This window comes from Nocardioides litoris (assembly GCF_006346315.1).
Lineage (GTDB): Bacteria > Actinomycetota > Actinomycetes > Propionibacteriales > Nocardioidaceae > Nocardioides > Nocardioides litoris.
Genome location: NZ_VDMR01000003.1, coordinates 283,937 through 303,529 on the forward strand (window position 1 = coordinate 283,937; position 19,593 = coordinate 303,529).

The following is a 19,593-nucleotide window of genomic DNA, read 5'->3' on the forward strand; positions in this document are numbered from 1 at the left end:
GAACATCACGAGACGCGGACGAGGTGCTCTCGCGGCGAGACGTGCGGGACGAGGCCCAGTGCCTGCTCGACGACGGCCAGGAAGCGGTCGGCGTCGCGGACGAGGTCGTCGGCCTCGCGCTCGGTGACCGAGCGGGTCGATCCGGCCTCGGCCGCGGCGCGCTTGCCCGCGCCGGCCGCGAAGAACGTGGCCCACTCCCCCATCTCGGGCGCCACCTCGGCGAGCAGGACCCAGGCGTTCTTCTGCGGCCGGCGCCGGGTCGTGGGGGCCGGCCGCGCCCGAGCGGCGAGCAGGGCAGCCGCGCTGCGCAGGGCCGAGACGTGGGCGCAGGCGTAGCGGGTGGGGACGTCGGTGGAGGCGGTGGCCTCGGCCAGCGACTCCGCGGCGCGGGCGAGGTAGGAGTGGGTGGTGGCGGGCAGCATCGTCACGGCCGGGCCTCCTCGAGCGGGCGGGGTCGGTCGACGGCCCCGACGAGCCGCCAGGACCCGTCGGCCCTGTCGAGGGCGAGGTCGAAGTCGCCGTCGCGCTCGAGCCCGCCACGGCCGGCGCGGACGCGCCACCGCTCGCGCTCGATCGACTCGCGCGAGTGGTCGAGGACGCAGCGGACCTTCCACAACCGGCCGCGCCACAGGAACTGCTCGGGGCCGGCGTCGGTGGGCGGACCGTCGCCCTGCCGTCCCGCCGGGTCGGACACCTCCGCCGGGCTCGCCCGTCGGACCTCCACCGGGTCGTCGTAGTGCCGCACCTGGACCTCCTGCCACCGCTCGGTCCGGTGGGGCCCGCGTCACCGGGCCCCCACCGTGATCGAACACGTGTTCGACCGAGCAGAACGGTAGCGCGGGCCTCCGACACTTCGTCAAGGTCGGGCCGCGCGACCCTCCTCCCGGCGCTCCTCCCGGTCGTCCGCGGACGCCGCCGGCGCGACGAGGCCCGCCATGCCGGGTCGCTGGAGGAGCACGAGCAGCACGACGACGAGGACGACCCACGCCACCGCCAGCGCCGAGAAGACCGGCAGCGGGCTCGCCACCAGCAGGCCCACCGCCGCCACGGCGGTGAGCCCGAAGGTCACCGTGAGGCCGTGCCGCGCCCAGTTGTGGCCGCCGCGCAGGAAGGCCAGGAGCACCGCCACGAGCGCGGTGACCGTGACGTCGAGGACGACCACGACGGGGGTGAACGACGGCGGGGACAGCGTGCTGTCGGGGTCGGACCCGACCGAGCGGCGCACCATCTGGTCATCGAGCACGATGCCCAGCACGGTCGCGGCCGCCGCGAGCCCCAGGAGGACCCACGACAGCACCACCACGCGCGTCACCTCGGCCGGTCGCGCCGTGCGTCCCACCACTCGTCCTCCTCCTCGCCGGTCCGGCGGTCGGCCGGTGCTGTCCCCGCCGGACCCTAGGGTGCGGTGCATGAGGAGCACCGGGCCCGAGCACGACGAGCACCCCTCGATCAGCCGCTTCCGCGCCGAGCACGAGCGACGCGGCGGTCGCGGGGAGGTCGTCATTCTGCCGGACGGGGTGCACACCGCGGCGCTGGCCGCCGCCGCGCTCGGCTGCGAGCCCGGGGCCATCGCCAACAGCCTGCTCTTCGACGCCGACGGCTCCCCCGTCCTGGTGCTCACCTCGGGTGCCCACCGGGTCGACACGACCAAGGTCGCCGCGACCATCGGCGTCCCGCGCCTGCGGCGCGCCTCCCCCGACTTCGTCCGCACCCACACCGGCCAGGTCATCGGCGGCGTCTCGCCGCTGGGCCACCCCGAGCCCGTGCCGACCTACCTCGACCCGTGGCTCGAGCGCCACCCCGTCGTCTGGGCCGCCGCCGGCCACCCCGCGGCGGTCTTCTCGACGACCGCGAGCGAGCTGGTCGAGCTGACCGGTGCCACGGTGGTCGACGTGGAGTGAGGGCCCAGGGCGTGGCTCTCGATCCTCGGCCGATGCCGGCGGCGTCGAGGTGGTGCGATGGCAAGGCGCCGGAGCGCTGGCACCCGGGTCGTCTCCCGAGCGACGGCAACGCCGCCAGCGTGCCGCCTGGGCGTCGTCCGGCGCCATGGGATCGAGAGCCTTGAGAACCTTGCCCTAGCCCGGGCCGCCCGGCGCCGCGTCGTACGACGCCCGCTCGGCCTCGTCGGGCGGCTGCCACCACCGCTCCCACCCGGCGAGCGCGGCGGCGGTGACGGTCACCGCCCCCGGCTCGGCGTTGCGCAGCGCGACCCGCCGCTGGCGCTCGGCCAGCGGCACGTCGAGCGCGTGCAGCTCGACGGCCAGGCCGGCGGCGCGGGCCCGGTCGCGGGCGCGCCGGCGGTCGGGGCGGGTCCAGAACCCGAAGTCCGCGACGACGGTGAGGCCGCGGCTCCCGAGCTCGACCGCGTGGTCCCACAGCCGGCGCTCGACGGCCCGGCGCAGGCGGGGGTCGAGCGGGTCGAGGTCGAGGGCGAGCAGCCAGTCGTCGGGGCTGAGCAGCACCGCGCCACGCTCGGCCACGAGCAGCCGGGCCAGCGTCGTCTTGCCGGCGCCGGGCATCCCGCACACCAGCAGCACGCGCCCGGCTCCGCCCACGGGCCCACGGTAGGGGACCTCCGCCACGGCCTAGTCTCGCCCGCATGGCACAGGTGGTCGTGGTCGGCGGCGGGTTCGGCGGGCTGGCGTCGGCGGCACGGCTGGCCAAGCTCGGCCACGAGGTCACGCTGCTCGAGGCGTCGGGCCGGGTGGGCGGCGCGCTCGGCACTGTCGAGGCCGACGGGTTCACCTGGGAGGCCGGGCCCACGATGCTGCACGTGCCTGCCGTGGTGCGCGACCTGTTCCGCAAGAGCGGACGGCCCCTGGAGGCCGAGCTCGGCGTGCCGACCGGGGAGGAGCTGGTCCCGCTGGAGGTGGTGCGCGAGCACCGGTTCGCCGACCGCACCTCGATCGCCCTGCCGGCGGGGTCCCGCAGCGCCCAGGTCGAGGCGTTCGACGGCCTGGCGCCGGGGCTCGGAGCGGCCTGGGACGCCCACGTGTCGTCGTACGCGGAGGTGTGGGACGTGCTGCGCCGCCACTACTTCGAGGAGCCGTGGGCCCGCGAGGCGCTCCCCCGGGAGGTGTCCCGGCTGCTCGACAGCCGCGAGCACCTGCTGAAGCGGCTCAAGAAGGCGTTCCGCGACGACCGGCCGGCGACGGTGGCGGCGCACCCGTTCGTCGCCGACGGTCACGACCTGCGCAACGTGCCCGCCTGGGCGGGGGTCCTCACGCACCTCGAGCAGCTCTTCGGCGCCTGGACGCTCGCCGGCGGCATGCACCGGCTCGCCGACCTGCTGGCCGGACGGCTCGCAACCCGCGGCGTCGAGGTGGTGCTCGGCACCCCGGCGCTCGACCTGGTGGTGCGCGGCGGCCGGGTCGCGGCCGTGACCACCGCGAGCGGCGAGGTGGCGGCCGACGTCGTCGTGTGCGCCGTCGACCCGCGCCGCCTGCCGACCCTCGCCCCGCACGTCGAGCTGACGATGCCCGCGATGCCCCCGGTCATCACGCACCTCGGCCTCGAGGGCGACCCCGGCCTGCCCCACGAGACGGTGCTGCACGGCGACCCTATGGTCGTCGTCCGGCCGGGCGGGCAGGCACCCGAGGGCCACACCGCCTGGACCGTGCACGGCCGCGGCAAGCTCTCCGAGGACATGCTCAAGGTGCTCGCCCGGGCCGAGGTCGACGTCCGCGACCGGGTGGTCACCCGGGTCGACCGCAGCCCCCGCGAGACGGTGCAGGCGTGGGGCGGGTCGCCGTACGGCGTGCTGTGGCAGGGCCGCGGCACGGTCCGGCGCCGCCTGGGGCCGACCACCCCCGTCCCCGGCGTGTACGCCGCCGGCGCGCACGCCACGCCCGGCGCGGGTCTGGCCTACGTCGGGCTGGGCGCGGCCCTGGTCGCCACCGCGGTCGGCCCGGCCGACCGCGCGACCGGCGGGACGGGCTAGCCGAGCTCCCAGGTCACGGTCACCGCCGCCGCGACCTGGCTGGTGCCCCCCTCGAGGTCGACGGCCTTGGCCGACAGCGCCAGGACCTCACCGCCCCCACCCCTGCTCGGGCCGACGCCGCCCCCCTCGACCACGGAGACGACACCGCCGAGCGTGGCGCCTGCGAGGCCGGCGAGGTGCTCGGCCCGGGCCCGTGCGTCGTCGAAGGCCGCCCCGCGGGCGCTCGTGTGGTCCTCGACGGTCGGCGAGGCGGCGAGCTCGACACCCTCGACGTCGACGTCGTCCCCGACCTCGTCGACCACGGCCTGCAGCACGGCGCTCGCGGTCGCGAGGTCGGCGCAGGCCACCGAGAGGGCGTGCTCGGCGGCGAAGCCGGCCGGGGCGCCCTCGTCGTCGTGCCGCCGCCAGGTGCTCACCCGCTCGGTCGCCACGTCGTGGGCGGGGACGTGCCGGCGGGCGACCTCCACGACCGAGGCGCGCGACGTCTCGGACCGGGTGAGCGCCTCCGCGAGCGTCGCGGCCGCGCCGCGGGCGGTCAGCCGGAGGATCGCGCGGTCGCGCGGCACCGCGACGGAGCCGCGGCCGGTGGTGGTGACGGTGCGGGTGGCGAGCATGCCCCGACCGTACGTGGCGGGGTGGGTCCGGGCCGGACGGTCAGGCCGTGATGCTCAGCCGCTCGAAGATCTCGAGCGTGGCCCGCGACCGGTTGAGCGTGTAGAAGTGCAGGCCGGGCGCACCGCCGGAGAGCAGCTCGTCGCACAGCTCGGCGGAGACCGCGATGCCCTCGGCGCGGACGGCGGCGGGGTCGTCGTGGCGGGAGATGCGCTCGACGAGGTCGTCGGGCACCGAGGTGCCGATGAGCTCACCCTGCCGCTGCAGGGCCCCGACGTTGAGGATCGGCATGATGCCCGGGAGGATCGGCATGTCGACGCCCCGGTCGCGCACCCGGGCGACGAGGTCGAAGTAGTCCTCGGCCCGGAAGAACATCTGCGTCACCGCGAACTCCGCGCCGGCCTGGGCCTTGGCGACGAGCACGTCGGCGTCGGCGTCGCGGGAGGCGGCGTTGGGGTGGCCCTCGGGGAAGGCGGCCACGCCGATGCGGAAGTCGCCCCGCTCGCGCGCCAGCTCGACCAGGTCGAGGGCGTAGGTGAGCCCGCCGTCGGTCGGCGTCCACTCCGCGCGCGGGCCGTCCGGCGGGTCGCCGCGCAGCGCCATCAGGTGGTGGACGCCGGCCTCGACGTAGGTGTCGAGGATCCGCTCCAGCTCGGCGCGGGTGTGGCCGACGCAGGTCAGGTGGGCCACCGGCGTCATCGCGGTCTCGCGGGCGATGCGCCCGGTGATCTCCACGGTGGTGTCGCGGGTGGCCCCGCCGGCGCCGTACGTCACCGAGACGAACGTCGGGCGGTAGGGCTCGAGGTCCTGGATGGCCTTCCACAGCGTGGCCGTGCCGGCCTCGTCCTTGGGCGGGAAGAACTCGAACGAGATCGACCGACCACCCTCGCCGAGCACCTCGGCCATGCTGCGCCCGCGCCCCGTGGTCATGCCGGAAGCGTAGAGCTCTAGCCTTCCCGCATGGTCATCGGCGCCGGGTCCTGGACGCAGTCGGACGAGGGCGCCCGCTTCCGCGCCGACCTCGACGCAGCGCTGGCGGCCTTCCTCGACGAGCAGGCGGCGGTGCTCGCCCCGCTCGGCGACGACGCGGCCCGGCTCGTCGCCGAGTCGCGCACGTCGGTGACCGGCGGCAAGAAGTTCCGGGCGGCGTTCTGCTGGTGGGGCTACCGGGCGCTGCGGCCCGCTCCCGACGAGGCCGAGCGGGCCGCGCTCCTGCGGGCCTGCGGATCGCTGGAGCTGCTGCACGCCAGCGCGCTGGCCCACGACGACCTCATGGACGCCTCCGACACCCGCCGGGGCCGGCCCGCGGCCCACCGGGCGCTCGAGGGCGAGCACCGGGCGGCGCGGTGGCGCGGCGACCCCGAGCAGTACGGCGCCGCGGGGGCCATCCTGCTCGGCGACCTGCTGCTGGCGTGGTCCGACGAGCTGCTGCGGCGCTGCGGGCTCGGCTGGGAGTCGGTCGGTCCGGCGCTGCGGGTGCTCGACCTGTGCCGCACCGAGGTGATCGCGGGCCAGTTCCTCGACGTCTCGGTGCAGGCGCGCGGCGCGGCCGACGTCGACACCGCGATGACGGTGCTGCGCTACAAGTCGGCCAAGTACTCCATCGAGCGGCCGCTGCACGTCGGCGCCGCCCTGGCCGGCGCCGACGAGGCCGGGCTGGCGAGGCTGAGCGGGTTCGGGCTGCCGCTGGGCGAGGCCTTCCAGCTGCGCGACGACCTGCTCGGGGTCTACGGCGACCCCGCCACCACCGGCAAGCCCGCCGGTGACGACCTGGTCGAGGGCAAGCGGACCGTCCTGGTCGCGCTGGCCCTCGACGCCCTGGCCGGCAGACCCGGCGCCGACCTGCTCGACCGCTCCCTCGGCACCGCGCTCGACCCGGCCCGGGTCGACGAGCTGCGCGAGGTGATCGACGGCAGCGGCGCCCGCGACCGCGTCGAGACCCGCATCAGCGAGCTCGCCGACCAGGCCCTGGCCGCCCTCGACGGGGCGGGCCTCGACCCGGGGGCCACCGAGGTGCTGCGCGGCCTGGCCCTCGACGTCACCCAGCGCGCGACCTGACCTCGGCTCCCCCGACAGGTCAGTCGAGCACGGGCAGCGCCGTCGGCGGGCCCTCGCCGCGCAGCAGCACGCTCAGCCGCTCACCGAGCAGGTCGACGGCCAGGGTGAAGACCCGCGGCTCGGCCCGGGCCAGCGGCGCCCAGGAGTCCCACAGCAGCACCGTCTCGGCCGGCACGTCGCGCAGGCACTCGGCCAGCGCATCGAGGTTGCGGCCGTACCACTCCGGGAAGCCCAGCGCCTCGGCCAGCGCGCCGTGCAGCTCGGGCACCGACTCGACCCGGACCCCGTCGAGGTGGGCGAAGGGCCGCCCCGCGCCCTCCACGGCGCGGCGCACCTCCTCGGCGTCGTACGTCGCGCGCCAGGTCCAGGCCCCCGGCGCGACCCGTCCGGCCAGCAGTCCGGCGAGCCCGCTCACCGCTCGATCCGGTCGAAGGAGGCGTAGTGGTCGGCGGTCCAGTAGAGCTCGCCCGCGTCGCCCGCGACGATGCGCCGCGCCCCGCGGTCGCGCGAGCCCGGCGTCGGCACGGTGTACTCGGCGTAGTAGCCGCGCTGCCGGTCGGGCAGCAGGCCCTCGAAGTTGTTGAACGTCGAGCCGTCCTCGTCCTCGGGGAACGGGCCTCCGGCGTCGATGAGGTCGACGGTCTCACCCGCCTCCGGCGGCAGGTCGGCCAGGGCGACGAGCGGCAGGCCGCTGTCGGGGTCGGTGCCGCGCGCGGACGGCGTGGCCTCCGGCGGCCCGTCCTGGGCCGTGACGTAGTCACCGGGGCCCGCGCTCGTGGAGGTGCCCGGGTCGCCGCCGTTGACCCACCAGATGGCGACGGCCACCGCCACGACGACCAGCATCGCGACCGCGCTCGAGGTGCGCGGGCGCGAGCCGTCCTTGGGCGGCGGGACCCGGTGGATGACCACGGCGGCGGCCCTAGAAGCCCAGCGCCTGCGCGCGCCGCTTGACCTCGGTGCCGCGGTTCTCGCGCAGCGCGTCGACGGCCCGACCCGGGAAGTCCTGGTCGAGGAACAGCCAGGCGATGCACTCGCGGTCGTCGTACCCGTTGTCGTGCAGCACGGTCAGCAGGCCGGGCAGCCCCTTGACCGGCAGGCCGTCCTGGACGAGCTCGGCGGGCACCTTCGGGCCCTGCCCGGGGACCGGGACGGCGGCGGCGAGCTGGTGGTCGCGGACCATCGTGCGCACCTTGGCGGGGGTCACCCCGAGCAGCGCGGCGGCCTCGTCCTGGTCGAGCCAGGAGGGCACCAGCGCGGCGAGGTCGACCTCGGCCAGGGACGTCGCGGAGCTGGGGTCGGTGCTCATCGGGCCATCATCCCAGGTGCCGGTGACGGCGCCACGCCGGGCGCGCAGGGCCGGCCGGGGCGCCGGCGCCCGTACGATGGAGCGGCTCCGGCCTCCTTCCCCGGCCGGGCGGCAGGAGGGTCGACGGTGCAGGCACACGCGAGCGAGGCGCTGCTCGGACGCCTGCTCGACCGCCGCTACCGCATCGGTCCCCTCGTCGCCCGCGGCGGCATGGCCAGCGTCCACGAGGCCGTCGACGAGCGGCTCGACCGACGCGTGGCCGTCAAGATCATGCACGCCTCGCTGACGGGCGCCGCGGGCGACCACGACTTCGCCGAGCGGTTCGTGCGCGAGGCGCGCGCCGCCGCCCGGCTGTCCCACCCGCACGTCGTGGCCGTCCACGACCAGGGCGAGGACGACGGCACGGTCTTCCTGGTGATGGAGCTGGTGCGCGGCCACACGCTGCGCGAGGCCATCGACCGCGAGGCGCCCATGCGGCCCGCCCGTGCCCTGGCCCTGCTCGAGCCGGTCGTCTCCGCCCTGGCCGCGGCCCACCGCGCGGGCCTGGTGCACCGCGACGTCAAGCCCGAGAACGTCCTCATCGCCGACGACGGCACCGTCAAGGTCGCCGACTTCGGGCTGGCCCGCGCCGTCACCGCCGACACCCGCCACACCGCCACCCAGGGCGTGCTCATCGGCACCGTGTCCTACCTCGCGCCCGAGCTCGTCGTCGACGGCCGCTCCGACGCCCGCGCCGACGTGTACGCCGTGGGCGTGCTGCTCCACGAGATGCTCACCGGGGTCAAGCCGCACCAGGGCGAGTCGCCCATCGCGGTGGCCTACAAGCACGTCCACCACGACGTGCCGCCGCCCTCGCGCCTGGCCCCCGGCCTCCCGCCGTACGTCGACGCGCTGGTCGCCCGGGCCGCGGCCCGCGACCGGACCCGGCGGCCCGCCGACGCCGGCGTGCTGCTCCGCCAGCTGCACCAGGTCGCGCAGGCGCTGGCCGAGGGCGTGGCCGACGACCCCGAGCTGACCCTCGACCTGCTCCCCCACGGCGCCACCCCGACCGGCGAGCTGCCCGACCTCGAGGCGGCGTGGGACGCCCCGCCCGCGACCGAGCGGATCACCGTGCTGCCGGCCGGGGTGCCCCCGCCGCCGGTGGAGCCGCCGCGACCTGCCGACGGGCCGCCCGGACCCGTCCACGCCCCGGTCGTCCCGCCACGACGACGGCGCCGCGGCCGGCTGCTCCTCGTGCTGGCCCTGGTGCTGGCGCTCGGCGTGGGTGGTGGCGCGTTCTGGTGGGGATGGGCCCGCTACTCCCCCGCCCCGACGGTCGTGGGCGACGACCGCGACGCCGCGGTGGCGGCCCTCGAGGCCGCCGACCTCGAGGTCGCCTTCGCCGACCCCGTCTACGACGGCGACGCGCCCGCGGGCGAGGTCGTCGAGGCCAGCCCCCGTGGCGGCGCCCGGGTGCAGGCCGGCGACACCGTCACCCTGACCCTGTCCCTGGGCGAGCTGCTGGTGCCGACGACCCGCGGGCTCGAGGAGGACGCCGCGCAGGACCTCCTCCTCGAGCGGCAGCTGCAGGTCGGCGAGCGGGTGGAGGTCTACAGCGACCGCTACCCCGCCGGCACCGTCGTCGGCAGCACCCCCCGACCCGACGTCGAGGTCGACCCCGGCACCGTCGTGGTCCTCAAGGTCTCCCAGGGACGCAAGCCGATCGAGGTGGGGTCGTGGGTCGCGCGCTCCTACGAGGAGGCCCAGCAGACGCTGGAGGACCGCGGGCTGCGGGTCGTCGCCGACCGGGTGTTCGACGACCAGGTGCCCGAGGGCCAGGTGATCTCGCAGGTGCCGGCCGGCGGCACGCGGTACGAGGGCGACACGGTCCGCTTCACCGTCAGCCGCGGCCCCCAGCTCGTCGAGGTGCCGAAGGTCTACCTCTTCGGCGTCGAGGCGGCCGAGGACGCGATGCGCGAGGCCGGGTTCGAGACCCGCCGCGAGGACTCCCCCGGCGGCTTCGGCCTGGGCTACGTCGTCCGCACCGACCCGGAGTGGGGCCAGAGCGCCCCCCGGGGCAGCACCATCACGCTCTTCGTCGTCTGACGTCGGCGGACGACCGCTGGACCACGACCCTCGCCACCTCGGCCCTGCTGGCCAGGGCGGCTGCTCGCGGGCGGCCCGCTGGTGCTGACCGCGGTGGTCGCCGTCGAGGCTGCACCCCGACGCCGGGCCCGGTCCACGGACTGGAGCGGTGCGGGCCGACCGGGCCGGTCGGCGTACAGTGCTCCCGTGGCCCGCACCTATCTCTTTGGACGCCCAGCCGGAGCACCAGCGCCGGCGAGCTCCTAGGAGCGCGCCCGCCCGTCAACGCCCCGGCCGATGGCCCGGGGCGTTTGTCATGTCCGGGCCGGACGCCGGAGCACCACCCACACCACAGGACAGAGGAACACCATGGTCGTCGTCATGTCGCCGGACGCCACCGACGAGGACGTCGCGCACGTCGTCGAGCGGGTCGAGTCGGTCGGCGGTGAGGCCTTCGTCAGCAAGGGCGTCGTCCGCACCATCATCGGGCTGGTCGGGGACATCGAGTCCTTCCACCACCTCAACCTGCGCACGCTGCGCGGCGTCGCCGACGTGCACCGGATCTCCGACCCCTACAAGCTCGTCAGCCGCCAGCACCACCCCGACCGCTCGACCGTGTGGGTCGGGCGCGAGGGCCGGCGCGTGCCGATCGGCCCCGACACCTTCACCTTCATGGCCGGCCCGTGCGCGGTCGAGTCGCCCGAGCAGACGCTGGAGTCGGCCCGGATGGCCCAGTCGGCCGGGGCCACGATCCTGCGCGGCGGGGCCTACAAGCCGCGCACGTCGCCGTACGCCTTCCAGGGCCTGGGCGTGCGCGGCCTGGAGATCCTGGCCGACGTGCGGGAGGCGACGGGCATGCCGGTCGTCACCGAGATCGTCGACGCCCGCGACGTCGACGTGGTCGCCGAGCACGCCGACATGCTGCAGGTCGGCACCCGCAACATGGCCAACTTCGGCCTGCTGCAGGCCGTCGGAGAGTCCGGCAAGCCGGTGCTGCTCAAGCGCGGCATGACGGCCACGATCGAGGAGTGGCTGATGGCGGCCGAGTACATCGCCCAGCGCGGCAACCTCGACGTGGTGCTCTGCGAGCGCGGCATCCGCACCTTCGAGCCCGCGACCCGCAACACCCTCGACATCTCCGCGGTGCCGGTCGTGCAGGCCACGAGCCACCTGCCGGTGATCATCGACCCCTCGCACGCCGCCGGTCGCAAGGACCTCGTCGTGCCGCTCTCGCGGGCCGCGATCGCCGTCGGAGCCGACGGCATCATCGTCGACGTGCACCCCGAGCCGGAGACCGCGCTGTGCGACGGTCCGCAGGCGCTGCTCGGACAGGACCTGCGCGAGCTGGCCCAGGCCGTGCGCCGCCTGCCCGAGCTGGTGGGCCGGGTCGGATCGGCCGAGCGGGCCCAGCGGGGCTGACCCGGCCGATCCACGCACGACGCCCGAGGCCGCCTGGTTAGGGTGTCCCCCGACCCGAGCCAGGAGGACCGAGCACCCATGGACCAGTGCGCGCGCTGCGGCCACGTCCTCGGCATCGGCCGGTTCTGCGTCAACTGCGGCCACCCGCGCGGCGAGGCCGTCGCCCCGCCCGACGCGAGCCCCGAGGCCACGGCCGGCGGTGACGACTGGCGCACCGGCACGGCGGAGCGGCCGGCGGTGCGGGACGGGGCGGCCACCGGCCCGACCGTCCCGCCGCCGGTCCTCCCCCCCGCCGAGCCGCCGCCGGCGTACGGCGCCCCGGGCGGCCCGCGCTACCCGCTGTACGCCGACGAGCCCACCCTGGTCCCCGGCTCGGACGCGGGCTCCGGCTCGTCGCCCGACGCCGGGCTCGACGTGCCGACCCTGGTGCCCGGCGTCGGGGCCCCGTCGTACGCCGCCGCGCCGGTGGCGGAGCCCCGGCGCAACCGGACGCTGCTGCCCTGGTTGGCGGTGGCGGCGGTGCTGCTGGTGATGGTGGGCCTCGGGGCCTTCCTCCTCCTCGGCGGGGGCGACGACGACGAGACCGCGGCCGACCCCGGCACCAGCGAGAGCGCCTCGCCAACCGACAGCGGCGGGGCGAGCAGCGAGCCGACGTCGGAGCCGACCAGCCCGGAGCCCACGCCGACCGGGCCCACCGAGCCGACCGAGCCCACCCCGAAGGGGCCGCCGGTCTCCCTCGCGTCCGGCACCGAGGCCGTAGCCCCGGTGACCGCGCCCCCGGGCCAGGCCGTCGACGGCTCGCCCGTGCGCTACGACGCGACCAACATGCTCGACGAGCGCAACGACACCGCCTGGCGGGCGCCGGGCGACCTGACCGGCGGCGTCATCACGTTCACCTTCGGCGAGCCGGTGCAGGTCACCTCGGTCGGGCTGATCAACGGCTACACCAAGACCGACCCCGGGTACGACGGCTACACCGCCAACCGGCGCATCACCGCCGTGCAGTGGGTGCTCGACGACGGCACCACGGTCGACCAGCGCCTCGGCGACTCGCGCGAGGTGCAGTCGGTGCCGGTCGACGACGCCGCGACGACCACCAGCCTGCAGCTGCGCATCGTCTCGGTCACCCGGCCCGGTGGTGGGCGCCAGGGCCGCGACTACACCGCGATCAGCGAGGTCGTGCTCTTCGGCCGCGCCACCTGAGCCCGGCTCAGCGCACCAGCGAGACCACGCCGAACGCGGCCGCGAACGACCCGGCCAGCACGAGCAGGGTCAGCACGACCGCCAGCCACGGCCCGCGGACGGACGCCTCCGCGCCATCGGTGCCGTCAGCGCCGTCAGCGCCGTCAGCGCCGTCGGCGCCGACGACGTCGCGCGTCTCGACAGGCCGGGGTGCCGTGCGCACGACGGCCGGCACCGGCTGACCGGGCGGGCCCGGCGGGGCGGCCGGCGGGGCGAGCGCGTCGGCCAGCGCCGAGGCCAGGCCGCCGACGTCGGGCCACCGCTCCTCCGGGCGCGGGTGGACCGCGCGCAGCAGCACGTCGTCGACGGCGGCCGGGAGCGGCGCGAGCGCCGACGGCGGCACGGGCGGCCGGGCCTCGACCAGCTCGGCGAACCCGCCGTCGCGCAGCACCCGGCCGGTGAGCAGGTGGTAGGCGACCGCGCCCAGCGCGTGCACGTCGGCGCGGGTGTCGAGGCCGATCCCGGTGACCTGCTCGGGCGCCATGTAGGCGGGGGTGCCGACCACCTGCGTCAGGCCGCTGGCGTGGACCATCGCCTTGGCCACGCCCAGGTCGGCGACCATGAGGCGGCTGGCCGCGAGCACGTCGGGACCCGGGCGGTCGGTGGGGTCGGCGTGGCCGTCACCGCGCAGCAGCAGGTTCTGCGGCTTCACGTCGCGGTGCACGACGCCCCGGGCGTGCAGCACCGCGAGCCCCGCCGCGGCCTGCTCGACCACCGGGACGACGTACGCCGGGGCCCACGGCACCCCGGTCAGGCCGGTGTCGAGGGAGCCGCGGTCGGCGTACGTCATGACGAACCAGGGGGTGCCGTCGGTCTCGCCGATGTCGTGGACGCGGACGACGTGGTCGGAGTCGGCGGCCCGCAGGATGCGCGCCTCCTCCAGGAACCGCTCGCGGACGTCGTGGCGCTGCGCCCAGTTGTCGGCCAGCGCCTTGACCGCGACGTCGCTGCGCAGCTCATCGTCGCGGTAGAGCCACACGGTGGCGAACCCGCCCGACCCGAGCCGCCGGACGCGCCGGAGCCGACCGAGCCGTTCGGGGAGGGACACGGCCGTTATCGTGCCAGAGCCCATCGCTCCCCCGTCCTCCTGGAGACCCGTTGACCGAGCCCGCCGCGACCGCCGAGCCCGCCGACACCCCCGAGGGGGCCGACGCGCTCGACGCCCTCGCGCTAGCGGCCGCCGCCGGTGACCGCGAGGCCCTCGAGCACGTGCTCGCCGTGGTCGCGCCGCGCGTGCAGCGCATCTGCGGGCGGATGCTGCTGCACCCCCAGGACGCCGAGGAGGCGGCGCAGGACGCGCTGCTGCTCGTGGCGACCAAGATCGACCAGTTCGCCGGCCGCAGCCGGTTCACCACGTGGGTGCACACCGTCGCCTCCAACAGCGCCCGCTCGACCTACCGGTCGCTCAAGCGGCGTTCGGCCGAGCGGGCGACCGACGACCTGCCGGTCCGGGCCGACCCGCGCACCACCAGCGTGATCGCGGGCAGCCGGCTCGACCTGCTCGAGGCGCTCGAGGTCGTCGGCACCGACCACCCGGAGTACGTCGAGCCCCTGGTGCTGCGCGACGTGCAGCAGCTCGACTACGCCGAGATCGCCCGCGTGCTCGACCTGCCGCTCGGCACGGTCAAGGCGCGCATCCACCACGCCCGGAAGGCCGTGCGGCCGCTGCTGAGCGTGGTGGACTGAGACGCCGCGGGCCTCAGGTGGTCCGCCCGAGCGCCGCGGTCGCGGCCGCGTCGCCGGCCGTGGCGACCTGCTCGCAGTCGCTCGGCGTGCAGGTGCTGACCACCGTGCCGTCGCCGTCGTAGTTCTCGGCGCCCAGGGCGACCACGGTGCCGTCGTCGAGGAAGACGCCGCCCAGCGTGGCCTCCGGCAACTGGAACGTGGCCTGGGTCGACCCATCGGGCCGCAGCGCGTCGTAGGCCCCGACGCCGAACCCGTCGCTCTCCACCGGCGCGGCGAGCACGGTGCGGCTGTCGGGCGACCAGGACGCCCGGTCGACGAACCTGCTGTCGCACGCCTCGACTCCCGGGGCCGACCGGTCGACGGGCACGATGACGGCGCAGGGCACGGGCACACCGTCGTCGTCGACGGTGCCGGCGGCGTTGCCGGCGATCCAGCGACCGTCGGGAGACACGGCCCACAGGCCGGCGACCTCGTCGGAGACGAGATCCGTCGCCGTGCCGCCCGGCCGGCCCGCGAGCAGCTCGACCCGGCCCGAGTCGTCGCCCCACGTGGTCAGCACCCTGCCCCCGTCGAGGAACTCGGCCCCGCCGGTGGGGTAGAGCGCCGGGTCGCGGGCCTCGGCCACGCTGCCGACGAGCGACTGGGTGGCCAGCTCCCAGACGCCGTACCCGGCGCCGTCGGCCTTCTGGGCGACGTAGCGGGTGCCGTCGGGGCTGACGTCGCCGAAGAGCAAGGTGTCGGCCACGAACAGCGTGCTCCCGTCGGGGGTCACGTAGTAGACCTCGTACGCCGGCTCCTGGGGGCTGCTCTCGGTCGTCACCACCCAACCGCCCTCGGCACGCTCGACGGAGGCCGGCTGGTCGAGGAGCTGGATGGGCACCTCGACCTCGCCGTCGTGCAGCACGCGCTGGCTCACCCAGAGCACGTCACCGGGCTCGCTGGAGGTGCCGGTGGAGGCGCCGGTGGAGGACCCGTCCGAGGCGGCGGCCGGTGTCGAGGCGGCGGCGGGCGTGGTGCGGTCGTCGTCGCGGCCGTCGGCGAGCGTCGTGGCGGCCACCGTGCCGCCGGTGGCGCCGACGACGGCGGCCGCGGCGAGGAAGGCGGTGAGGGTGCGGTTCATGGCGGGTCCTTCGGACTGGTTCGGACGCTGGGAAGCGGGTTCTGGCTGGTCCGATGCTCGAGCCGCCGGAAAGGTTATGCCGCCGGGGCGCCGATCCGCGCCAGGGCCGCCGCGGCCCGCTCGGCCGCGTCCCGGTCGACCCCGAGGTGGGTGACCAGGCGGACCGTCCTGGGCCCCACGGTCGCGACCCGCACCCCCGCCTCGGCCGCCGCCTCGACGAACCTCGCCGCGTCGGGACGCTCCACGACGACGATGTTGGTCTCCACCGCCGCCGGGTCCACCCCGCACGCCTCGGCCAGCAGCCGGGCGTGGGCGTGGTCGTCGGCCAGCCGCTCCACGTGGTGGTCGAGGGCGTGCAGGCCGGCGGCGGCCAGGATGCCGACCTGCCGCATCCCGCCGCCCATCCGCTTGCGCCACACCCGCGCCTCGGCCACGGTGTCGGCGTCGCCGACCAGGACCGAGCCGACCGGGGCGCCCAGGCCCTTGGACAGGCAGACCGACAAGACGTCGGCCGTGGCGCCGTACTCCGCGAGGGGGGTGCCGGTCGCGACGTGGGCGTTCCACAGGCGGGCGCCGTCGAGGTGGATGCCGACCCCGACGCCGGTGGCCCATTCACGCAGGTCGCGCAGCAGGTCGAGCGGGAGGACGGTGCCGCCGGCGAAGTTGTGGGTGTTCTCCACCGAGACCGCCGCGGTGCGCACGAAGAACGGGCCCATGTCGGGGGCGTGCAGGGCACGCACCGCGTCGAGGTCGACGTGGCCCCGCGGGTGGGTCCAGGTGCGCATGGTGACCCCGCTGTAGGCGCCGTGGGCCCCCAGCTCGGCACGGGCGATGTGGGCCGAGCTCTCGCACAGCACCTCCTGGCCGAGCTGCACGAGCGAGCGCACGGCCAGCACGTTGCTCATCGACCCGGTCGGCATGAACAGCGCGGCCTCGTGGCCGAAGGTCTCCGCCACCCGGTCCTGCAGCGCCAGGACGGTCGGGTCCTCGGCGTACACGTCGTCGCCGACCTCGGCGCGGGCCATGGCCTGCCGCATCGCCTCGGTCGGGGTGGTCAGCGTGTCGCTGCGCAGGTCGATCACAGGTCGTGTCCTCCGGTGGTGTGGTCTCGAGACGGGACTCCGTCCCTCCTCGACCACCGTGGGTCGGGCGACGGCTGCCTCGGGACCACTCAACCGCAGGGTCCGACGGTCAGGTCGAGCGGGCCCGGAGCATCTCCGCGACCAGGAAGGCGAGCTCGAGGGACTGGACTCGGTTGAGGCGGGGGTCGCAGACCGACTCGTAGCGGTCGCCGAGGTCGGCCTCGAGGAGCTCCTCGCCGCCGCCGACGCACTCGGTGACGTCGTCGCCGGTCAGCTCGACGTGGACGCCGCCGGGCCAGGTGCCGAGCTGCCGGTGGACGTCGAAGAAGCCCTGGACCTCCTCGATGACGTCCTCGAAGCGCCGGGTCTTGTAGCCCGAGGAGGCCTCGAAGGTGTTGCCGTGCATGGGGTCGCAGACCCAGGCGACCTGCAGGCCCGCGGCGGTGACCTTGTCGACGACCTCGGGCAGGCCGTCGCGGATCCTCCCGGCCCCGAAGCGGGTGATGAAGGTCAGCCGGCCCGGGGTGTTGTCGGGGTTGAGGCGCGAGGCGAGCGCGATGGCGTCGTCGGCGGAGGTGGTCGGGCCGAGCTTGACGCCGAGCGGGTTGCGCACCCGGCTCAGCAGCTCGACGTGGGCGCCGTCGAGCTGGCGGGTGCGCTCGCCGATCCAGACGAAGTGCCCCGAGAGGTCGTACGCCGCCCGCTCGTCGACCCCGGCGTCGACGCGGGTCATCGCGTGCTCGTACTCCAGCACCAGCGCCTCGTGGCTGATGTGGAAGTCGACCTGGTGGAACTCGTCGGGGTCGGCGCCGATGGCCTGCATGAACGACATCGCGCGGTCGATCTCGAAGGCCATCGCCTCGTAGCGCTGGCCGGCCACGGAGTCGGCGACGAAGTCGGTGTTCCAGTGGTGGACCTTGCGCAGGTCGGCGTACCCGCCGGCGATGAACGCGCGGATCATGCTCAGCGTGGCCGCCGAGGTGCGGTGCACCTCCAGCAGGCGGGCCGGGTCGGGCACGCGGGACTCGGGCGTGAAGTCGTAGCCGTTGACGGCGTCGCCGCGGTAGGCCGGCAGGGTGGTCTTCTCGCCGTCGACGACACGGGTCTCGAGGTCGGAGGAACGCGGCTTCGCGTACTGGCCGGCCAGGCGGCCGAGCTTGACCACCGGCACGGAGGCGGCGTAGGTCAGCACCACGGCCATCTGCAGCAGGACGCGGAGCTTGTTGCGGGTGTTGTCGGCGGTGACCCCGGCGAACGTCTCGGCGCAGTCGCCGCCCTGGAGCAGGAAGGCCTCGCCGCGCGCCACCTCGGCCAGCTTGTCGGTCAGCTGGTCGCACTCGTGCGGCAGCACCAGGGGGCGGGAGGTGCGCAGCCGGGCGACGACGTCGTCGACGGCGCCGCGGTCGGGGTACGACGGCTGCTGGGCCGCGCCGCGTGCGTGCAGCTCGGCGAGGGTCGGGAGGTCGGGCTGGGCCACCCCGCAAGGTTACGGCCCGGCCGAGGGGTCGCCGTACCGCGGCTCCTGCGGTGGGCGCCGCGCCTCGACCTCACTCCTCCAGGTGCTCGATGTCGCGGAACCCGGTCTTGGCCCCGCGGGTCCCGCGGTTGACCAACCAGGTCACGGCCCACAGGACGACACCGATCGCGAGCAGTGCTCCGGCGATGCGGTACTGGATCCAGTCCTCGCGCTCGCGCGCCCAGGGCCCGGCGAGGTAGGCGCAGGCGACGGCCCCGACCCACGGCGTCCAGGAAGGGGCGCTGAACGACCCGGCCTCGCCCCGGCGCCGCAGGACCAGGCAGGAGACGTGGACGACGGTGAAGACGCCGAGCAGGAGCAGGCCCGTGGTGCCGGCCAGGGAGCTGACGACGTCGCTCTCGGGGTCGCTGCGCACGTAGGAGATGAGCCCGAACGCCATCAGGGTGGTGAAGAGGATCGCGACCCACGGCGACCGGCGACCCGGGAGGACGCGGGCCAGCGGACGGGGCAGGACGTCCTGGCGGGCGAGGCCGTAGAGGAGGCGGCTGGCCATCAGCATGTTGATCAGGGCGGTGTTGGCGACGGCGAAGACCGTGAGGAACGGGAAGATGTCGTCGATGGGGACGCCCGGGGCCCCGACGCGCACCACGTCGAGCAGGATGCCGGCGTCGGGATTGACCGGGTCGAGCACGTCCCCGGGCGGGATGACGATGACGACGGAGATCGCCACGAGCACGTAGAGCAGCGCGCAGAAGCCGAGGCCGGCCAGCATGACCTTGGGGAAGATGCGGTCGGGCTCGCGGACCTCCTCGACCATGTTGATGGAGTCCTCGAAGCCGACCATGGCGAAGAAGGCGATGGTCGTCCCGATGGTGACGGCCGCGAAGAGCGACCGGTCGGTGCTCGACTCGAAGACCACGACCCGACCGGGGTCGCCGTCACCGCTGACCGCGGCCCAGGCGCCGATGCCGATGATGACGACGAGGGCGGCGATGACCACCAGGGTCAGGACGACGTTGAACTTCACGCTCTCGCCGACGCCGCGCAGGTTGACCAGGGCCAGGACCCCGATGAACACCAGTGCGGTGACCAGCGTGGCGGTGTCGCCGGTCGGCATCCCGGAGAAGAACTCCTGGATCCCGATGAGCAGGTTCTCCGCGACCAGTCCGGAGGACGTCGACGCGCTGGTGATGCCGGAGCACACCACCGCGAAGGCGACGATGAACGTCACGAAGTGCAGGCCGAACGCCTTGTGCGCGAACAACGCCGCGCCCGCGGCCTGGGCGTGCTTGCTGACCAGCTCGAGGTAGGACAGCGCGGTCAGCGCCGCCACGGCGAAGGCGACCAGGAACGGCAGCCAGGCCACGCCGCCGACCTGGGCGGCGACGTCGCCGGTGATGGCGAAGATGCCGGCACCGATGATGTCGCCGATGATGAACAGCAGGAGCAGCTTGGGTCCCATGACCCGCTTGAGGGCCGGCTCCCCGCCGTCCTCGCTCGCGAGCCGGTCGTCGGCCGCGCTGTCGTGCGTCGCCATGTCCGAGGCACCTCCGGGTCGGGAACGGTGGTCCCACCCAACACCCGCGG

21 protein-coding genes are annotated in these 19,593 nt (G+C 75.5%); 7 read left to right on the forward strand and 14 right to left on the reverse strand.

Annotation, left to right across the window (positions count from 1 at the left end):
* Positions 1-5 precede the first annotated feature (5 nt).
* The 3 genes from FJQ57_RS13490 to FJQ57_RS13500 form a co-directional block, all read right to left on the reverse strand.
* A complete protein-coding gene (locus tag FJQ57_RS13490) occupies positions 6-422 on the reverse strand; it encodes an SAV_6107 family HEPN domain-containing protein (protein ID WP_139981352.1) in 417 nt (138 codons plus the stop codon).
* A gap of 2 nt (positions 423-424) precedes the next feature.
* Positions 425-745: a DUF6504 family protein gene (locus FJQ57_RS13495; RefSeq protein ID WP_139981099.1), complete on the reverse strand. Its 321-nt coding sequence runs from the start codon at positions 743-745 to the stop codon at positions 425-427.
* A 111-nt stretch (positions 746-856) separates the two neighbouring features.
* Positions 857-1,342: a hypothetical protein gene (locus FJQ57_RS13500; RefSeq protein WP_139981101.1), complete on the reverse strand. Its 486-nt coding sequence runs from the start codon at positions 1,340-1,342 to the stop codon at positions 857-859.
* A 67-nt stretch (positions 1,343-1,409) separates the two neighbouring features.
* Here FJQ57_RS13500 and FJQ57_RS13505 point away from each other — a divergent pair, with 67 nt between their 5' ends.
* Complete coding sequence (locus FJQ57_RS13505) at positions 1,410-1,901, forward strand: YbaK/EbsC family protein (protein ID WP_139981103.1); 492 nt, start codon at positions 1,410-1,412, stop codon at positions 1,899-1,901.
* Between the two features lie 174 nt (positions 1,902-2,075).
* Here FJQ57_RS13505 and FJQ57_RS13510 read toward each other — a convergent pair whose 3' ends face one another.
* A complete protein-coding gene (locus FJQ57_RS13510) occupies positions 2,076-2,555 on the reverse strand; it encodes a P-loop nucleotide/nucleoside kinase family protein (RefSeq protein ID WP_139981104.1) in 480 nt (159 codons plus the stop codon).
* Between the two features lie 44 nt (positions 2,556-2,599).
* On the opposite strand from FJQ57_RS13510, the gene FJQ57_RS13515 reads away from it, so the two are divergent.
* Complete coding sequence (locus FJQ57_RS13515; RefSeq protein WP_139981105.1) at positions 2,600-3,940, forward strand: phytoene desaturase family protein; 1,341 nt, start codon at positions 2,600-2,602, stop codon at positions 3,938-3,940.
* Here the strand turns inward: FJQ57_RS13515 and FJQ57_RS13520 are convergent.
* Positions 3,937-4,554, reverse strand: coding sequence for an SIMPL domain-containing protein (locus FJQ57_RS13520; RefSeq protein WP_139981107.1), 618 nt, complete (start codon positions 4,552-4,554; stop codon positions 3,937-3,939). The genes FJQ57_RS13515 and FJQ57_RS13520 overlap by 4 nt on opposite strands.
* 40 nt (positions 4,555-4,594) lie before the next feature.
* Positions 4,595-5,482: a methylenetetrahydrofolate reductase [NAD(P)H] gene (gene metF / locus FJQ57_RS13525; RefSeq protein ID WP_139981109.1), complete on the reverse strand. Its 888-nt coding sequence runs from the start codon at positions 5,480-5,482 to the stop codon at positions 4,595-4,597.
* A 30-nt stretch (positions 5,483-5,512) separates the two neighbouring features.
* On the opposite strand from metF, the gene FJQ57_RS13530 reads away from it, so the two are divergent.
* Positions 5,513-6,610, forward strand: a complete 1,098-nt coding sequence (locus FJQ57_RS13530) for a polyprenyl synthetase family protein (RefSeq protein ID WP_139981111.1) — start codon at positions 5,513-5,515, stop codon at positions 6,608-6,610.
* 19 nt (positions 6,611-6,629) lie between these two features.
* Here the strand turns inward: FJQ57_RS13530 and FJQ57_RS13535 are convergent, their stop codons facing one another.
* The 3 genes from FJQ57_RS13535 to FJQ57_RS13545 are packed head-to-tail and all read right to left on the reverse strand — an operon-like array spanning position 6,630 to position 7,916.
* Positions 6,630-7,025 carry a barstar family protein gene (locus tag FJQ57_RS13535; RefSeq protein WP_170219432.1) on the reverse strand — a complete coding sequence of 132 codons (396 nt, stop codon included), beginning with the start codon at positions 7,023-7,025 and terminating at the stop codon, positions 6,630-6,632.
* Positions 7,022-7,519 (reverse strand): guanyl-specific ribonuclease, encoded by a 498-nt coding sequence (locus tag FJQ57_RS13540; protein WP_246081801.1) that lies wholly within the window; start codon positions 7,517-7,519, stop codon positions 7,022-7,024. Before FJQ57_RS13540 ends, FJQ57_RS13535 begins: the two co-directional genes overlap by 4 nt.
* A gap of 10 nt (positions 7,520-7,529) precedes the next feature.
* Complete coding sequence (locus tag FJQ57_RS13545; RefSeq protein WP_170219433.1) at positions 7,530-7,916, reverse strand: helix-turn-helix domain-containing protein; 387 nt, start codon at positions 7,914-7,916, stop codon at positions 7,530-7,532.
* Positions 7,917-8,042: 126 nt separating this feature from the next.
* Between FJQ57_RS13545 and pknB the strand changes: the two genes are divergently transcribed.
* The 3 genes from pknB to FJQ57_RS13560 all read left to right on the forward strand — a co-directional run bounded on the left by pknB (position 8,043) and on the right by FJQ57_RS13560 (position 12,602).
* Entirely contained in the window at positions 8,043-10,001 is a 1,959-nt protein-coding gene (gene pknB, locus FJQ57_RS13550) for a Stk1 family PASTA domain-containing Ser/Thr kinase (RefSeq protein WP_139981115.1), read from the forward strand.
* A 360-nt stretch (positions 10,002-10,361) separates the two neighbouring features.
* Positions 10,362-11,399, forward strand: coding sequence for a 3-deoxy-7-phosphoheptulonate synthase (gene aroF, locus FJQ57_RS13555; RefSeq protein WP_246081802.1), 1,038 nt, complete (start codon positions 10,362-10,364; stop codon positions 11,397-11,399).
* A 78-nt stretch (positions 11,400-11,477) separates the two neighbouring features.
* The gene (locus tag FJQ57_RS13560; RefSeq protein ID WP_139981119.1) at positions 11,478-12,602 is read left to right on the forward strand and encodes an NADase-type glycan-binding domain-containing protein; all 1,125 of its coding nucleotides are present in this window, start codon (positions 11,478-11,480) and stop codon (positions 12,600-12,602) included.
* Between the two features lie 7 nt (positions 12,603-12,609).
* On the opposite strand, the gene FJQ57_RS13565 is transcribed toward FJQ57_RS13560, so the two are convergent.
* A complete protein-coding gene (locus FJQ57_RS13565; protein ID WP_170219434.1) occupies positions 12,610-13,689 on the reverse strand; it encodes a serine/threonine-protein kinase in 1,080 nt (359 codons plus the stop codon).
* Positions 13,690-13,739: 50 nt separating this feature from the next.
* Between FJQ57_RS13565 and FJQ57_RS13570 the strand changes: the two genes are divergently transcribed.
* Positions 13,740-14,327, forward strand: a complete 588-nt coding sequence (locus FJQ57_RS13570; RefSeq protein WP_139981123.1) for an RNA polymerase sigma factor — start codon at positions 13,740-13,742, stop codon at positions 14,325-14,327.
* Positions 14,328-14,340: 13 nt separating this feature from the next.
* On the opposite strand, the gene FJQ57_RS13575 is transcribed toward FJQ57_RS13570, so the two are convergent.
* From FJQ57_RS13575 to FJQ57_RS13590, 4 genes are all read right to left on the reverse strand, one after another.
* Positions 14,341-15,447, reverse strand: coding sequence for a hypothetical protein (locus FJQ57_RS13575; protein ID WP_139981125.1), 1,107 nt, complete (start codon positions 15,445-15,447; stop codon positions 14,341-14,343).
* 74 nt (positions 15,448-15,521) lie between these two features.
* Positions 15,522-16,529: a threonine aldolase family protein gene (locus tag FJQ57_RS13580; protein WP_139981127.1), complete on the reverse strand. Its 1,008-nt coding sequence runs from the start codon at positions 16,527-16,529 to the stop codon at positions 15,522-15,524.
* Positions 16,530-16,638: 109 nt separating this feature from the next.
* A complete protein-coding gene (locus FJQ57_RS13585; RefSeq protein ID WP_139981129.1) occupies positions 16,639-18,006 on the reverse strand; it encodes a class II 3-deoxy-7-phosphoheptulonate synthase in 1,368 nt (455 codons plus the stop codon).
* 70 nt (positions 18,007-18,076) lie between these two features.
* Entirely contained in the window at positions 18,077-19,543 is a 1,467-nt protein-coding gene (locus FJQ57_RS13590) for an APC family permease (RefSeq protein WP_139981130.1), read from the reverse strand.
* Positions 19,544-19,593 lie beyond the last annotated feature (50 nt).

Excerpts from the sequence above, each read along its gene's own strand:
- FJQ57_RS13490 (WP_139981352.1), bottom strand. The coding sequence starts at position 422 with ATGCTGCCCGCCACCACCCACTCCTACCTCGCCCGCGCCGCGGAGTCG.
- FJQ57_RS13505 (WP_139981103.1), top strand. The coding sequence starts at position 1,410 with ATGAGGAGCACCGGGCCCGAGCACGACGAGCACCCCTCGATCAGCCGC.
- FJQ57_RS13515 (WP_139981105.1), top strand. The coding sequence starts at position 2,600 with ATGGCACAGGTGGTCGTGGTCGGCGGCGGGTTCGGCGGGCTGGCGTCG.
- FJQ57_RS13520 (WP_139981107.1), bottom strand. The coding sequence starts at position 4,554 with ATGCTCGCCACCCGCACCGTCACCACCACCGGCCGCGGCTCCGTCGCG.
- metF (WP_139981109.1), bottom strand. The coding sequence starts at position 5,482 with ATGACCACGGGGCGCGGGCGCAGCATGGCCGAGGTGCTCGGCGAGGGT.
- FJQ57_RS13530 (WP_139981111.1), top strand. The coding sequence starts at position 5,513 with ATGGTCATCGGCGCCGGGTCCTGGACGCAGTCGGACGAGGGCGCCCGC.
- FJQ57_RS13545 (WP_170219433.1), bottom strand. The coding sequence starts at position 7,916 with ATGAGCACCGACCCCAGCTCCGCGACGTCCCTGGCCGAGGTCGACCTC.
- aroF (WP_246081802.1), top strand. The coding sequence starts at position 10,362 with ATGTCGCCGGACGCCACCGACGAGGACGTCGCGCACGTCGTCGAGCGG.
- FJQ57_RS13560 (WP_139981119.1), top strand. The coding sequence starts at position 11,478 with ATGGACCAGTGCGCGCGCTGCGGCCACGTCCTCGGCATCGGCCGGTTC.
- FJQ57_RS13575 (WP_139981125.1), bottom strand. The coding sequence starts at position 15,447 with ATGAACCGCACCCTCACCGCCTTCCTCGCCGCGGCCGCCGTCGTCGGC.
- FJQ57_RS13590 (WP_139981130.1), bottom strand. The coding sequence starts at position 19,543 with ATGGCGACGCACGACAGCGCGGCCGACGACCGGCTCGCGAGCGAGGAC.